General features: G+C 68.0%; 13 protein-coding genes. 1 reads left to right on the top strand and 12 read right to left on the bottom strand.

Annotated features, from left to right (window positions below; translation table 11 throughout):
- The first annotated feature begins 90 nt into the window (after positions 1 to 90).
- Entirely contained in the window at positions 91 to 315 is a 225-nt protein-coding gene (locus tag I7S92_RS13385) for a hypothetical protein (protein WP_197645146.1), read from the top strand.
- Positions 316 to 390: 75 nt separating this feature from the next.
- Here the strand turns inward: I7S92_RS13385 and I7S92_RS13380 are convergent, their stop codons facing one another.
- The 12 genes from I7S92_RS13380 to I7S92_RS13325 all read right to left on the bottom strand — a co-directional run bounded on the left by I7S92_RS13380 (position 391) and on the right by I7S92_RS13325 (position 14,107).
- Positions 391 to 1,623: an NAD(P)/FAD-dependent oxidoreductase gene (locus I7S92_RS13380; RefSeq protein ID WP_197645144.1), complete on the bottom strand. Its 1,233-nt coding sequence runs from the start codon at positions 1,621 to 1,623 to the stop codon at positions 391 to 393.
- A 36-nt stretch (positions 1,624 to 1,659) separates the two neighbouring features.
- The gene (locus I7S92_RS13375) at positions 1,660 to 2,820 is read right to left on the bottom strand and encodes an iron-containing alcohol dehydrogenase (protein WP_197645142.1); all 1,161 of its coding nucleotides are present in this window, start codon (positions 2,818 to 2,820) and stop codon (positions 1,660 to 1,662) included.
- A 4-nt stretch (positions 2,821 to 2,824) separates the two neighbouring features.
- On the bottom strand, positions 2,825 to 4,201 hold the full coding sequence (locus tag I7S92_RS13370; RefSeq protein WP_197645140.1) for an aldehyde dehydrogenase family protein: 1,377 nt from the start codon (positions 4,199 to 4,201) through the stop codon (positions 2,825 to 2,827).
- A 78-nt stretch (positions 4,202 to 4,279) separates the two neighbouring features.
- Positions 4,280 to 5,647: a glutamine synthetase family protein gene (locus I7S92_RS13365; protein ID WP_197645138.1), complete on the bottom strand. Its 1,368-nt coding sequence runs from the start codon at positions 5,645 to 5,647 to the stop codon at positions 4,280 to 4,282.
- 192 nt (positions 5,648 to 5,839) lie between these two features.
- Entirely contained in the window at positions 5,840 to 6,742 is a 903-nt protein-coding gene (locus tag I7S92_RS13360) for a DMT family transporter (RefSeq protein ID WP_197645136.1), read from the bottom strand.
- A 75-nt stretch (positions 6,743 to 6,817) separates the two neighbouring features.
- Positions 6,818 to 7,732: an NAD(P)-dependent oxidoreductase gene (locus tag I7S92_RS13355; RefSeq protein ID WP_197645134.1), complete on the bottom strand. Its 915-nt coding sequence runs from the start codon at positions 7,730 to 7,732 to the stop codon at positions 6,818 to 6,820.
- Between the two features lie 58 nt (positions 7,733 to 7,790).
- Positions 7,791 to 8,417: a DUF1345 domain-containing protein gene (locus I7S92_RS13350; RefSeq protein WP_197645132.1), complete on the bottom strand. Its 627-nt coding sequence runs from the start codon at positions 8,415 to 8,417 to the stop codon at positions 7,791 to 7,793.
- A complete protein-coding gene (gene rodA, locus I7S92_RS13345) occupies positions 8,418 to 9,557 on the bottom strand; it encodes a rod shape-determining protein RodA (protein ID WP_197645130.1) in 1,140 nt (379 codons plus the stop codon).
- Positions 9,558 to 9,567: 10 nt separating this feature from the next.
- Complete coding sequence (mrdA, locus tag I7S92_RS13340) at positions 9,568 to 11,514, bottom strand: penicillin-binding protein 2 (RefSeq protein ID WP_197645128.1); 1,947 nt, start codon at positions 11,512 to 11,514, stop codon at positions 9,568 to 9,570.
- Positions 11,511 to 12,050 carry a rod shape-determining protein MreD gene (locus I7S92_RS13335; protein WP_197645126.1) on the bottom strand — a complete coding sequence of 180 codons (540 nt, stop codon included), beginning with the start codon at positions 12,048 to 12,050 and terminating at the stop codon, positions 11,511 to 11,513. Before I7S92_RS13335 ends, mrdA begins: the two co-directional genes overlap by 4 nt.
- Positions 12,043 to 13,038, bottom strand: a complete 996-nt coding sequence (gene mreC / locus I7S92_RS13330; RefSeq protein ID WP_197645124.1) for a rod shape-determining protein MreC — start codon at positions 13,036 to 13,038, stop codon at positions 12,043 to 12,045. The genes I7S92_RS13335 and mreC overlap by 8 nt, the downstream gene beginning before the upstream one ends.
- Before the next feature lie 31 nt (positions 13,039 to 13,069).
- Positions 13,070 to 14,107: a rod shape-determining protein gene (locus tag I7S92_RS13325; protein ID WP_197645122.1), complete on the bottom strand. Its 1,038-nt coding sequence runs from the start codon at positions 14,105 to 14,107 to the stop codon at positions 13,070 to 13,072.
- Positions 14,108 to 14,272: the final 165 nt, after the last annotated feature.

Below are 14,272 nucleotides of genomic sequence, written 5' to 3'. Positions count from 1 at the left end.
TGCGTCATTCCGGTCGCATCCGTTGCTTTCCTGTGGCACAGTGAACCGCCCGCCGCGAAGCGCGGGAGTTCAATAACCAGGACATGTGCAATGAATAAACTGCTTGCGACGACCCTTGCCGCTGCCGTGGCGCTTTCCACCACCACCGCCTTCGCCGGCGGCCCCGTCCTGATCGAGGAAGAGGCCGAAGTCGTGGCCGAAAAGCCCGCCTCCTCGGTCGGCGTCCTGCCGCTGCTGCTGATCCCGATCATCCTTTGCGTCGCGCTTTGCGGCGGCGACGATGACGAAGGCGGTAGCAGCACCCCTCCCAAATGATCGCCTGAAAATCTGTCGGCTCTGGGGTGGCCCGCAAGGACCACCCCTTTTGCATGGCCATCGGCCATACTCCCGTCAGAACCGTCCGGGCCGATAGGACGCGATGTCCAGCGGCGGCGGCGCGTCCGCCACCAGCGCCGCAACGATCCGCGCGGTCATCGGGGCCATGGTCACACCGAGATGGCCGTGGCCGAAGGCCAGGATCACCTCGGCCCCGCCCTGTGACGGGCCGATCACCGGCAGGCTGTCGGGCAGCGAGGGGCGGAAGCCCATCCAGTCGCGGTCCGGCTCGCCAAGTTGCGGGAAATAGGCCCGCGCCCCTTCGACCAGCTTCCGCACCCGGTGCGGCGAGGGCGGCAGGGTCAGCCCGCCAAGCTCGACCGTCCCGGCCACCCGCAGCCGGCCCTCCATCGGGCAGAAGTAGAAGCCGCGCGAGGTCGGGCAGCTGGGGCGCGACAGAAGCGGCTCGGCCATGTCCCATTCGACATGATAGCCCCGCTCGGTGTCCAGCGGCACCCGGTCGCCGGCCTGCGCCGCCAGCGCGCGGGAATGGGCCCCGGCCGCGATGACCACGCGGCGGGCGTGCAGATGCAGGCCCGGCCCCTCGATCACCACCCCGTCCGGGCCACGGGTCAGCCGCTCGGCCCGCCGCTGCAGATGCCGCGCCCGCGCCAGCACCTCGCGCGCGATGAGCCCCATCATCCGGCCCGGATCGTCCAGGAAGGTCGCGCCGGGGAACAGCGCCGCACCGCCCAGAGGCGGCAGGCCGGGCTCCAGCTCGGCCAGCCGCTCGGGACCGATGAGCTCGACCTCCACCCCCAGTGCGCGGCGGCGGGAAAGCTCGGCCTCGGCCGCGATCCGCGCCTGGGGCGTGTCGTACAGGTACAGGCAGCCCCGCCGCTGCAGGATCCCCGCCCCCTGCACCCGCAGCGCCAGATCGTCCCAGCCCTCGGCCGCCCCGGTCAGCAGCGCCGCGATCGCGCGGGAGTTCCGCGCCGCCGCCGCCGGCAGCGATTGCCACAGAAAGCGCAGAAGCCAGGGCATCAGGCTGGGCAGCGCCCGGTGCCGGATCGCCAAGGGCGAGGTCCGGCTGAACATGAGCGAGGGCAGTGACCGCAGCACATCCGGCGTGCCGACCGGGCTGGTGGCATAGCCCGCCACCGTCCCGGCATTGCCATGGCTTGCGCCCATGCCGGGCTGGCCGGGGTCGACCAGCACCACCTCGCGGCCCTGGTCGACCAGTTCCAGCGCGATGGCAAGCCCCACCACGCCCGCGCCGATCACGGCGATCTCGGTTTGCTCGCGCATCGTCAGCTCCCCGTAGGGTGGGCAATGTTGCCCACGCTACAGGCAGGCCTCGTAGAGCGCCCGCGTGTTCCGCTTCGTCATCTTCACCGGATTGCCGCCGCAGGACGGATCCTCCAGCGCCATCCCGGTCAGCATGTCGAGGTCGGGATCCTTCACCCCCAGCTTCGTCAGGTTCTCCGGGATGTCCAGCGTGGCCCGCAGGTCCAGGATGCGCTGGTAGAAGCCCTTGTAGCCGCCCTTGATCCCGCAATAGGCCGCCGCCGAGGCGAGCTTGTCCTTCACCGCCTTGCGGTTGAAGTCCAGCACCATCGGCATCACCACGGCATTCGTGGTGCCGTGGTGGGTGTTGTAGACCGCCCCGATCGGATGGCTGAGCGAATGGATCGCCCCCAGGCCCTTCTGGAACGCGACCGCGCCCATCGCCGCCGCCGACATCATATGCGCGCGGGCGTCGAGGTCGTTCGGATCGGCATAGACCTTGGGCAGGTTCTCGAACACCAGCCGCATCCCCTCGACCGCGATGCCCTGGCTCATCGGGTGGTAGAAGGGGCTGCAGAAGGCCTCCAGGCAATGCGCCAGTGCGTCCATGCCGGTGCCGGCGGTGATGAACTTCGGCATCCCCACGGTCAGGGCCGGGTCGCAGATGGTGACGGCGGGCATCAGCTTCGGGTGGAAGATGATCTTCTTCTTGTGCGTCTCGGAGTTGGTCAGCACCCCCGCCCGGCCCACTTCCGAGCCCGTCCCGGCGGTGGTCGGCACCGCGATGATCGGTGCGATCTTCGCGGCATCGGCGCGGGTCCACCAGTCGTCCACGTCTTCCAGCTGCCAGACCTTCAGCTTCTTCGGCTGATCGGCCATCAGCGCGATCATCTTGCCGAGGTCGAGCGCCGAGCCGCCGCCGAAGCAGATCACCCCGTCATGGCCGCCCGCCTTGTAGACCTCGATCCCGGCGGCCATGTTGATCTCGTTCGGGTTCGGGTCCACCTCGGAGAAGATCGCGCTGCCCAGCCCGGCGGTCTCCAGCACGTCGAGCGCGGCCTTGGTGATCGGCAGGCTGGCCAGCGCCTTGTCGGTGACGAGGAGGGGCTTCGTCAGCCCGACGCTTTTCGCATGGTCGGCGAGTTCCGCGATCCGGCCGACGCCGAACTTGATCGCGGTCGGATAGGACCAGTTCCGGTTGGGAACGTTGTGGGTCATGATGTCAGGCTTTCTTGAGGTGATAGGATTTCGGCCGGGTAACCGAATGGAACCCGAGATAGGACAGCGAGGTGCCGCGCCCGGTGTCCTTGACGCCCGTCCAGGTGAGGGCAGGGTCGAGGTAGTCGGCCCGGTTCATGAACACGGTCCCGGTCTCCACCTGCGCACCGAGCGCGGCGGCGGTCTCGTAGTCCTGCGTCCAGATCGAAGCGGTCAGGCCGTAGGGGGAGTCGTTCATCAGGGCCAGGGCTTCGGCGTCGTTCTTGACCGGCATGATACCGACCACGGGGCCGAAGCTTTCCTCCTTCATCACCCGCATGGAGTGATCCACGTTGACCAGAATCTGCGGGGCCAGATAGGCGCCGCCGTCATCGGCGAACCTCGATGGGTCGAGGAGCGGCTTCGCGCCCTTGGCGATGGCCTCGGCGGTCTGGTCGCGCACCGTCTGGGCGAAGCGCTTGTGCGCCATCGGGCCAAGGGTGGTCGAGGCGTCGAAGGGGTTGCCCAGCTTCAGCTGGCCGACCCAGGCGACGGATTTCTCGACGAAGCTGTCGAAGAGGGATTCATGGACATAGATCCGCTCGATCCCGCAGCAGCATTGCCCGGCGTTGTACATCGCGCCGTCCATCAGCACGTCCACCGCGAGGTCCAGGTTGGCATCCTCTCGCACGTAGCCCGGGTCCTTGCCGCCGAGTTCCAGCCCCAGCGGCGTGAAGGTGCCCGCCGCCGCGCGCTCGATGGCCTGCCCGCCGCCGACCGAGCCGGTGAAGTTGACGAAGCCGAAGCTGCGGCTCCCGATCAGCCGTTCGGTGGTGGCATGGTCGAGGACGACGTTCTGGAACACGTCCTCCGGCACCCCGGCGGCATGGAAGGCCTCGGCCAGCCGCTCGCCCACCAGCAGGGTCTGCGAGGCGTGTTTCAGCACCACCGTGTTCCCGGCGATCAGCGCGGGGACGAGGGTGTTGATCGTGGTCAGGTAGGGGTAGTTCCAGGGCGCGATGATGAAGACCACGCCCACAGGTTCCCGCGCGAGATAGCGGCGGAACTTGTCGCTGTCCTCGATCATTTCCGGCGCAAGGGTCCTGGCGGCGATCGAGGCCATGTAGTCGGTGCGCGCGTTGACGCCGCCGAATTCGCCGCCATAGCGGGTGGGGCGGCCCATCTGCCAGGCGATCTCCTCGACCACCACCTCGGACATGGCGTTCAGCCTGGCGACGCCCGCCTGGACCAGCGCGATGCGGTCTTCCAGCGCCCGTGCGGCCCAGGGTTTCTGCGCCGCACGGGCACGGGCGACCACGGCATCGGCGGCCTCGGGGGAGAGCGGCATCCGCTCGGCGTAGACCCGGCCATCGACGGGGGAGATGAGTTGGATCGGTTTCATGTTGTCCTCGTAGGTCGGGGCCTGCCCCGACAGTCAGTGCCAGAGTCGGGGCAGGCCCCGACCAACATTCGCGCCGGATCACGCCCTTTCCAGCAGCCGCTCGCGTTCGAAATCGGTCACGACGCGGTCGGTCTCGGCAAGCTCCCACTGGGCGGCGTGGTGGTAGTGCTCGACCACGTCATCCCCAAAAGCCTCGCGCAGCATCTTCGAGCCCAGGAGCAGCTCTGCCGCATCGCGCAGGTTCTTCGGGATCTCGCGGATGCCCTTGGCGGCATACATGTCGCCCTTCAGCTCCGGCTCCAGTTCCATCTTCTTCTCGATCCCGTCCAGTCCCGCCGCCAGAAGCGCGGCGCAGGCGAGATAGGGGTTCACGTCGCTGCCGGGGATCCGGCATTCCACCCGGACGCCCTTGGTATGCACGCCGCAGACCCGGAAGCCCGCGGTGCGGTTGTCGGCGCTCCACACCGCCTTGGTGGGGGCGAACATGCCCACGGTGAAGCGCTTGTAGCTGTTGACATAGGGCGCCAGGAACACGGTCAGGTCGCGGGCATGGTGCAGCTGCCCGGCAAGGAAATGCTTCATCACCTGCGACATGCCATGTCCGTCCTTCGGATCGGCAAAGCTGGCCTTGCCGTCCAGCGACCACAGCGACTGGTGCACATGGCTGGACGAGCCGGCCCGGCGGTGGTCGTACTTGGCCATGAAGGTCACCGACTTGCCCTTGGCCCAGGCGATCTCCTTGATCGCGTTCTTGGTGATCACATGGTTGTCGGCGGTGTCCAGCGCGTCGGAATAGCGGTAGTTCACCTCTTCCTGCCCCGCCTCGGCCTCGCCCTTGGAGTTCTCGACCGGAATCCCCGCCCCGAAAAGCCCGTTCCTCACGGCGCGCATCACGTCTTCTTCCTTGGTGGTCTGGAAGATGTGGTAATCCTCGTTATAGCCCGAGACCGGCTTCAGCGCCGAAAGCCCGCCGTCGCGCAGGTTCTCGTAAGAGTTCTCGAACAGGTAGAACTCCAGCTCGGTCGCCATCATCGGCTCGAACCCCATGGCGCGGGCGCGTTCGACCTGCCGCTTCAGGATCGAGCGCGGGGCGATCGGCACGTCGGCATGGGTGGCGTGGTCCTGGGTGTCGCACAGCACCAGCGCGGTCGCAGGCAGCCAGGGGACGCGGCGCAGGGTGCGCAGGTCGGGTTTCAGGACGTAATCGCCATAGCCGGCTTCCCAGCTGGTCGACTTGTAGCCCTGCACCGTGGTCATCTCCATGTCCACGGTCAGCAGATAGTTGCAGCAATGGGTTTCCTCATGGCCGCCGTCGACGAAGAACTGCGCATGGAAGCGCTTTCCCATCAGGCGGCCCTGCATGTCGATGCCGGCGACAAGGACGGTGTCGATCTCGCCGCGCGAGACGGCGGCCTTCAGCTCATCGAGGGTCAGATTTCCGGGCATGGTGCCTCTCTCGTTATGTCGGATGTCAGGTCGCAGGGGACGGAATTCCCCCGGTGGCGGGCGTTCGCTGTCCGCGCGCGCCGCCGAACTCCGGCTTACGCGGCCAGCAGGGGCCGCATTCCGTGTCTTGCGGTTCAACCCGCATCCGATGATCTCCCTGCACGGGGCAATCGGCCCCGTGAATTTGATCATTCATTCACAGGTCAGGGCGCTTTCGCAAGTCCCTCTGCTGTTCTGTGACCGCGTGCCCAGCACCGCATTCACCGCCACTGCCGCCAGAAGGACCCCGCCGCCGATGAAAGTTGCGGGGCTGGCGGTCTCTCCCAGGAACAGGAAGACCCAGACCGGGGCCAGGAGGATCTCGGTAAAGGACAGAAGCGTGGCCTCGGCCGCGGGCAGCAGGCGCGAGCCGAGGGTGAACAGGATCATTCCGGTCGCAAGGCAAAGCGCCCCCATGGTGAGGCCCCAGGCGATGTCCGGCAGGGGGAGGATCACCGCAAGCCCCTGCCAGCGCAGCACGGCGAAACTCGCCGCCATGGACAGAAGGGCCGCGACCAGAACGATCGGCGAGGAATCCCCCAGCCGCCCCCGGCGCAGCGCCACGGTGAAGGCGCCAAAGCCGGCCGCCCCGAAAAGCGCACCGATGTTGCCGTCCATGGCGCCCAGCGAAAGGCCCTCGCGCACCATGATGTACATGCCGCAGACCGCAACCAGGATCGCGGCCCAGGTCGTCGGCCGGACCTGTTCCCGCAGGATCAGCCAGCCCAGCAGCGCGGCGATGATCGGCGACCCGGAATAAAGGAAGACCGCATTGGCGACGGTCGTGGACTGGATGGCATAGACCGACCCGGCAAAGGCCACGACCAGCGCCAGCCCGCCCGACAGGCCCGCGCCCCCGATCCCGCGGATGACCGGCCAGGGATTGCCCCTGGCCCTCCAGGCAATCCAGGCCATCAGCACCGGGACCGCCCCGGCCGAGCGCCAGAACAGGATCGCCCAGGTCGAAGGCGTCTCGATCTGCCGCTGCACCAGGCCCATCAGGGACCAGACGATCCCCGCAAGCAGCACCAGACCGACCGCATGTCCGTAGCGCATCCCGGCACCCTCCCGTTTCGCCAGTGCTGGCATGCGCCGCGCCGTGCCGCTGTCCCGTCCGCGACCTGTTTCGGGTCAGTAACCGCGCGTGCGGTCCACGAGGTGCAGGAAGGGCTCGCCCGCCTCGCCGCGGCGGATGTTCTCGGCGATGACATGCGCGGCCGTGGAGGCGCGGGTGTCGGCGGCGATATGCGGGGTGACGGTTACGCCCGGATGGCTCCAGAACGGATGGTCCTGGGGCAGGGGCTCGATGCGGAAGACGTCCAGCGTGGCATGGCCGACCTGTCCCGCGTCAAGCGCGGCGATCAGCGCCGCGTCGTCGATCAACGCGCCCCGGCCGGGGTTCAGGATAACCGCTCCCCGGGGCAGCATGGCCAGGGTCCGGCCATTCAGCAGGTTCTCGGTCTCGGGCGTCTTCGGCAGCAACGTGACCAGGATTTCGGCCCGGGCCAGCGCCTCGCGCAAGCCTTCCTCGCCATGCAGGCAGCCGGGCTTTGCCGTCCGGCTCCAGCCCGTGACCGGGAAGTTCAGCGCCCGCAGCGCCGCCGCGCAGGCTGCGCCGAGGGCGCCCATGCCCAGGATCGTCACCCCCCGCTCCCGCGCCAAGGGCGGGCAGGCCGGATCCCAGACATGGCCGGGGTTCACGATATGCCGGTCCATCCCCAGGTGATGCCGCAGCGTATGGCCTGTGACCCATTCCACCATCCCCTCGGTCAGGCCGGGATCGACCATCCGGCACAGGGGCTGGGTCAGGGTCGGGTTGCCCACGATCCGTTCCACCCCGGCCCAGAGGTTCAGCACCGCCTTGGTGCGGGTATAGGGGGTGAAGTCCTGCAAGGGCGAGGAGGGGGCATAGACGATGTAGTCCACCGCCTCGGGCGCGGCCTTGGTCACCAGCCGGGCGTCGATCCCGGCCTCGGCCAGCGCGCGGGGCAGGGGCTCCTGGTATTCCGGCCAGAGCGAGGGGGCAGCGAAAAGGACGGTCAGCATGGGCGGGCCTTCGGGCAAGGGACAAACCCGGCGGTTATCGCCCAGGCGGCCACGCTTGTTAAGGGCTTCCGGCCAGGACCGCCGCATTGACCGCCAGGGCCAGGATGCCGGTGTTGTAGAAGAACGAGGCGATGGAATGGACCAGCACCGCCATCCGCATCGCCCGCGTCTCGACCTGCACGTCCGAGACCTGCGCCGTCATGCCGATGGTGAAGCTGGCGTAAAGGAAATCCCAGCCGTCGGGCTCTCCCTTGCCGGGAAAGACCATGCCGGGCTGGCTGCCCCGGTAATGCAGATGCGCGTAATGCAGCCCGGCCAGCACATGCACCGCGGCCCAGCCCAGCGGCACGCCGACCAGCGCCGCAACCCTGGCGCGTTCGCCGCTGTCGGGGGCGTTCAGCACCAGGAAGATCGCGGTGAGACTGGTGACCACCGCCAGAAGCGCCAGCGCCAGGATCAGCGCCACCCCCTCATCCGCTGCCGCCGAATGGCGCCGAAGCTCGGCCGGGGTCAGGGCGGGGATGCGCAGGGCCATCAGGCCCAGGTAAAGCACGAAGAACGCGTTGACCCCGGACAGAAGCGCCAGCACCGGCGACATCTGCTGCACCCAGGCGATCAGCGCCAAGAGCGCGCCGATCGCGAAGGCGGCGATGAAACGGCCGTGGCGGGGGTGGAAGCGGAGCATCTAGCGCGGCCGGTGGACATGGGCGCTCTGCACCAGGCCGAAGCCCACCAGCAGCACCAGCATCGCCGAGCCGCCATAGCTGAGCAGCGGCAGCGGCACCCCGACCACCGGGGCCATCCCCATCACCATCGACAGGTTGACCGCGATGTAGAAGAAGAAGTTCGCCGCCACCCCCAGGATCAAGAGCGCCGAGAAACGGTCCCGGTTGCGCAGCGCCGCGACGAGGCAGAAGCCGATGATCAGCGCGTAAAGCACCAGCAGCGAGAAGGCCCCGACAAAGCCGAATTCCTCGGCCAGGGTGGTGAAGATGAAGTCGGTGTGCTTCTCGGGCAGGAAGTTCAGCCGCGACTGCGTGCCCTGCATGTAGCCCTTGCCGCCCCAGCCGCCGGACCCCAGCGCGATCTGCGCCTGGATGATGTTGTAGCCCGCCCCCAGCGGATCGGCCGTCGGATCGAGGAAGGTGTCGATCCGCTTGTACTGGTAGTCGTGCAGGAACTGCCAGGGCGTGCCGCGCAGGGTGAAGACGCCGACGACCGCCCCCACCGCCACGCCGATCACCGCGCCGAAATACCACAGCGAGACCCCGGCCGCGAACATCACCGCGCCCCCGGCCAGCAACAGCATCAGCGAGGTGCCGAGGTTCGGCTGCAACAGCACCAGCACCGTCGGCGCAACGGTCAGCAGCACCGGGATCAGCACGTAGAGCGGCCGCGAGACGCGCTTGGGATCCAGCCAGTCGTAATAGGCCGCCAGCATCATCACCAGGGTGAACTTCATCATCTCGGACGGTTGCAGCCGGATGAACCCGAGGTCGATCCAGCGCTGCGCCCCCATGCCGACCGTGCCGAAGAACTCCACCACCAGAAGCAGCAGGAAGGCGATGAGATAGGCCACCCCCGCCATGCTGCGCCAGAACCAGATCGGCACCAGCGCGATGCCGAACATCAGCCCCATGCCCAGGCCGAAGACCTGCATCTGGCGCAGCGCCCAGGGCTCCAGGCTGCCGCCCGCGATGGAATAAAGCATCAGGAAGCCGACCGCCGCGACGGCCGTCACCAGCACCACCAGCGGCCAGTTCAGATAGAGGACCTTGCGCAGCCCCGTGGGTGCCTGCTTGACGCGGTATTCCAGGAAACTCATGGCGCCCCCGTCACGTCTCGGTCTTTGTCGGCACGATCCCGGTCTCGGGGTCGCGCAGCGGCAGTTCCTTCAGCATGCTCTCGATCCGCCCGCGCTGGCTGGAGGGATAGGCTTCAAGCGAGGGCAGGCCGTCGGACATGGCGCGCAGGATCACGTCGCGGGCGATGGGGCCTGCCACCGCCCCGCCCCCCCCGCCGTGTTCCACCACCACGGCCACGGCATAGCGCGGCGCGTCAAAGGGGGCGAAGCCCACGAACAGGGCATGGTCGCGGCGGTTCCACGGCAGGTCGTCGTTCGAGATCACCCCGGCCTCGCGCTCTGCCTTCGAGATGTTGCGCACCTGGCTGGTGCCGGACTTGCCGGCGAAGATCATGGTCGGATCCACGACGCGGCTGGACTTGCCGGTGCCGTGGTCGCCGTTCACCACCTCGTTCATGCCGCCCCGCACGGCGGCGAGGAATTCGGGCGGGATCTCCAGGGGCGGAGCTTCGGGGACCGGCAGCTCCTGGTCGCGGACCATCCGCACCAGGCGCGGGGCCACCGCGCGGCCGCTGGCGATGCGGGCGGTCATCACCGCCAGCTGGAGCGGCGAGGTCAGCACATAGCCCTGGCCGATCGAGGCGTTGATCGTGTCGCCGATCCGCCAGTCCTGCTTGTGCTTCTCCAGCTTCCACTGCTTGTCCGGCATGATGCCTTCGGTGATCGCCGACATCGGCATGTCGAAGCGTTGCCCGAGGCCCAGCCTGCGGCCCATCTCGGCGATCTTGTCGATGCCCACCTTCTGCGCGATGTCGTAGTAATAGACGTCGCAGCTTTCCGACAGGGAGCGCACCAGCCCGACCGAGCCATGCCCGCCGCGCTTCCAGCAGTGGAACCGCCGCCCGCCATATTCGATGTAGCCCGGACAGCGCACCCTGGTTTCCGGCGTGATCACCCCGGCCTCCAGCGCCGCCAGCGCCGTGACCATCTTGAAGGTCGAGCCGGGGGGATAGGCCCCCGAGACGGTCTTGTTCGCCAGCGGCCGATGGTCGTTCTCCATCAGCACCTTGTAGTCGGTATGGCTGATCCCGCGCACGAAGAGGTTCGGGTCGAAGGACGGGGCCGAGGCGCAGCAGATGATGTCGCCGTTGGAGACATCCATCACCACCACCGCCGCACTTTCCGTGCCCAGCCGCGCCTGGGCAAAGTTCTGCACGCCCGCGTCGATGGTCAGCCGGATGTCGGCGCCGGCGTCACCTTCCTGCCGCTCCAACTCGCGCATGACCCGCCCGGCCGAGTTCACCTCGATCCGCTTGGTCCCGGCATGGCCGCGCAGCGTGTCCTCCATCCACTTCTCTACCCCGATCTTGCCGATCTGGAACTTGGGAATGCGCAACAGCGGATCGGGGCTCTGCAATCCCTCCAGGTCCTTTTCGCTGACCGGGCCGACATAGCCGACGACATGGGCGAAATCGGTATCCAGCGGATATTTACGCGACAGGCCCACTTCGGGCGTGACGCCGGGCAGGGCCGGGGCGTTCAGCGCGACCTTCGAGAAATCGGTCCAGCTCAGCCGCTCGGCCACGGTGACCGGCACGAAGGCGCTCAGCGACTTGACCTCCTCGATGGCGCGTTCGACTTCCTCGGGCGTCATCGGGATGACCCTGACCAGGCGGCGCAGCACCAGTTCCGCATCGCCCGCCGCCTCGCGCGTGATGACGACGCGGTAGTTCTGCTCGTTGTTGGCGATCAGCTTGCCGCTGCGGTCGCGGATCAGCCCGCGGTCCGGAGGGATCAGGCGGATCGAGATCCGGTTCTCCTCGGCCAGAAGCTTGAACTCGTCGGCCTGCTCGACCTGCAGATAGCGCATCCGGACGCCCAGGACCGCGACCATGGCCCCCATCGCCCCGCCCAGCATCAGGGTCCGCCGGTTCAGCTGGCGGTTGCTTTCCTCGGCCTCGCGGGGGTTGCGTCTCACAGCCGCCTCCCGAAATCGTCCACCTCGCCCATCGCGGGCTTGCGCAGGTCGAAGATCAGCCGCGACAGGGCCACGACCAGCGGATAGAGCGCGATGGACCACAGCACCTGCACCACGGCAAAGCCGAAGGGCGGCTGCGGCACGAAGGCCAGCCCCAGCGCCAGCCGGTAGGACAGAAGCATCGCCAGCATCACGCCCGAGACCAGCACCCATTCCACGATGAAATTCAGCTCTCGCGTCAGCGCGATGCGCGAACGCAGGAACTCGGTCGCCAGCACGACGATGGCGGTCCACAGGCCCGGCGGCCGCATCAGGACCAGGTCCTCAAGCAGGATCACTCCGGCGATCAGCGGCATCGGCAGGAAATCCGGCCGCCGCACGATCCAGGCCAGGATCAGGCAGATGAGGAGGTCCGGCCCCGGCAGGGCCCCCGGCGCATGGTTCAGCGGCAGAAGGCGCACGAACAGAAGCAGCAGCGCCAGGCCCAGGAACAGCGCGCGGAAGATCCAGTGCGTCTGGCGCCAGAAATCATCCATCGCCCGCATCCGCCCCTTCGGCCGCGCCCGAGCCGCCCGCCTCGACGCTGCCGCCCTCGATCGTGGTCGGGGGCGTGCCCGCCGCGCTCTCGGCCGCCGCGGCCGAGGTGTCGGGCATCGGCGGCAGCACAGGCGGCGCGATCAGCCCGCCCGGATCGGTGATCGGCTCCAGCTCGTGGCTGCGCAGCACCCGCAGGAACTCCAGCCGCTGGTAGTCGGCGGCCAGCACCACCCGCAGCCGCTTGTCCGTGCCCAGGGCGACCTGCCCGACCAGAAGCCCCGCCGGGAATACCCCGCCATCGCCCGAGGTCACCACCCGGTCGCCCGGCCGCACCTCGTCGGTGTCCTCGATGAACTCCAGGGGCGGCAGCGGGCTGTTGTCGCCCGACAGGATCGCCTTCTGCCCCGAGGGTTGCACCGTCACCGGGATCCGGCTGTTGGTGTCGGTGACCAGGATCACCCGGCTCGTGCGCTCGCCCACGCCCGAGATCCGGCCGACCACCCCGATCCCGTCCATCGTCGCCCAGCCGTCGCGGATCCCGTCGCGTGCGCCGACGTTCAGCAGCACCGACTGCCGGAACGGGCTGCCGCTGTCGGCCATCACCACCCCGGTGACATGGGTGAACTTCGGGTCCAGCCGCACATGGTTCAGGTCGAGAAGCCGCGCGTTCTTCTGCTCCAGCTGCAGCGCGGCCTCCTTCCAGGCCTCCATCTTGCGCAATTCCTCGCGCAGCTCGCGGTTCTGCTCCAGAAGTTGCGCATAGGACTGGAAGTCGCCCAGCACGTCCGAGGCCCAGGTGACCGGCGCCATCGCCCAGGTCATCGAGGGCACGACCGCATCGACCAGCGCCGCCCGGAACCGCTCGACGCGCGGGGAATCGATCCGCCACAGCAGGAACAGGCCGAGCAGGATCAGCACCGCGATCCCCACCAGCAGGCGGCGGAGCGGGCGCTGGAATTCCTCCGGTCCGATGCGGGTCTTGGCCAAGGCTACAGCCTTCCCTTCCGGGGTTCAGGCGTCAGGTATCGTAGTCGATCACATGCCGAAGCTGCTTCTCGTATTCCAGAGCCTTCCCGGTCCCCAGCGCAACACAATTCAGTGACTCGTTCGCCACCGAGATCGAAAGCCCGGTCTGCTCGCGCAGGGAAAGATCCAGCTCGCCCAGAAGCGCCCCGCCCCCGGTCAGCATCACGCCCCTGTCGACGATATCCGCCGCAAGGTCGGGCGGCGTCGCCTCCAGCGCCTGCATCACCGCGTCGCAGATCTGCTGCACCGGCTCGGCCAGCGCCTCGGCGACCTGGGCCTGGTTGATCTCGGTCTCCTTCGGCACACCGTTCAGCAGGTCGCGGCCGCGAATGGTCATCGAGGCCCCGCGCCCGTCATCCGGCATCCGCGCCGTGCCGATGCTGGTCTTGATCCGCTCGGCGGTGGATTCCCCGATGAGGAGGTTCTGGTGCCGGCGCAGATAGCTGACGATGGCCTCGTCCATCCGGTCGCCGCCGACGCGGACGGACCGCGCATAGACGATGTCGCCCAGCGACAGGACCGCCACCTCGGTGGTGCCGCCGCCGATATCCACGACCATATTGCCGGTCGGTTCGGTGATCGGCATCCCCGCGCCGATGGCCGCCGCGATGGGTTCCGCGATCAGCCCGGCCCGCTTGGCTCCGGCCGAGAGCACCGACTGGCGGATCGCCCGCTTTTCCACCGGCGTCGCGCCATGCGGCACGCAGACGATGATCTTGGGCTTGGAGATGGTCGACCGCTTGTGCACCTTGCGGATGAAATGCTTGATCATCTCTTCCGCCGCCTCGAAATCGGCGATCACCCCGTCGCGCATCGGGCGGATCGCCTCGATGGTGCCGGGGGTGCGGCCCAGCATGAGCTTCGCATCCTCGCCCACCGCCAGGACCTGCTTCTTGCCGTCCTTGTTGTGATAGGCCACCACCGAGGGCTCGTTCAGCACGATCCCCTTGCCCCGGATGTAGACCAGCGTATTCGCGGTCCCAAGGTCGATGGCCATGTCCGATGAGAAGAGGCCGGGGAGAAGCGACATGTGGGTTCCTTCGCGCTGGCAATACGGAAACACCCGACTCGGGGTTCAGTCCCGGCGAGGCGCCTCCTTATAGGGGCGCAGCGGATGAAGCGGAAGCCCCGGGGGCGGCGATGTGCTCAAATCCGCGTGCATGGATAATACGGACTATTCTATCAACCGCGGGGC

This window comes from Tabrizicola soli, assembly GCF_015999335.1.
Taxonomy (GTDB): Bacteria; Pseudomonadota; Alphaproteobacteria; order Rhodobacterales; family Rhodobacteraceae; genus Tabrizicola; species Tabrizicola soli.
The sequence above is the reverse complement of the archived record's forward strand: the minus strand, read 5'-3'. Positions and strand labels throughout refer to the sequence as shown.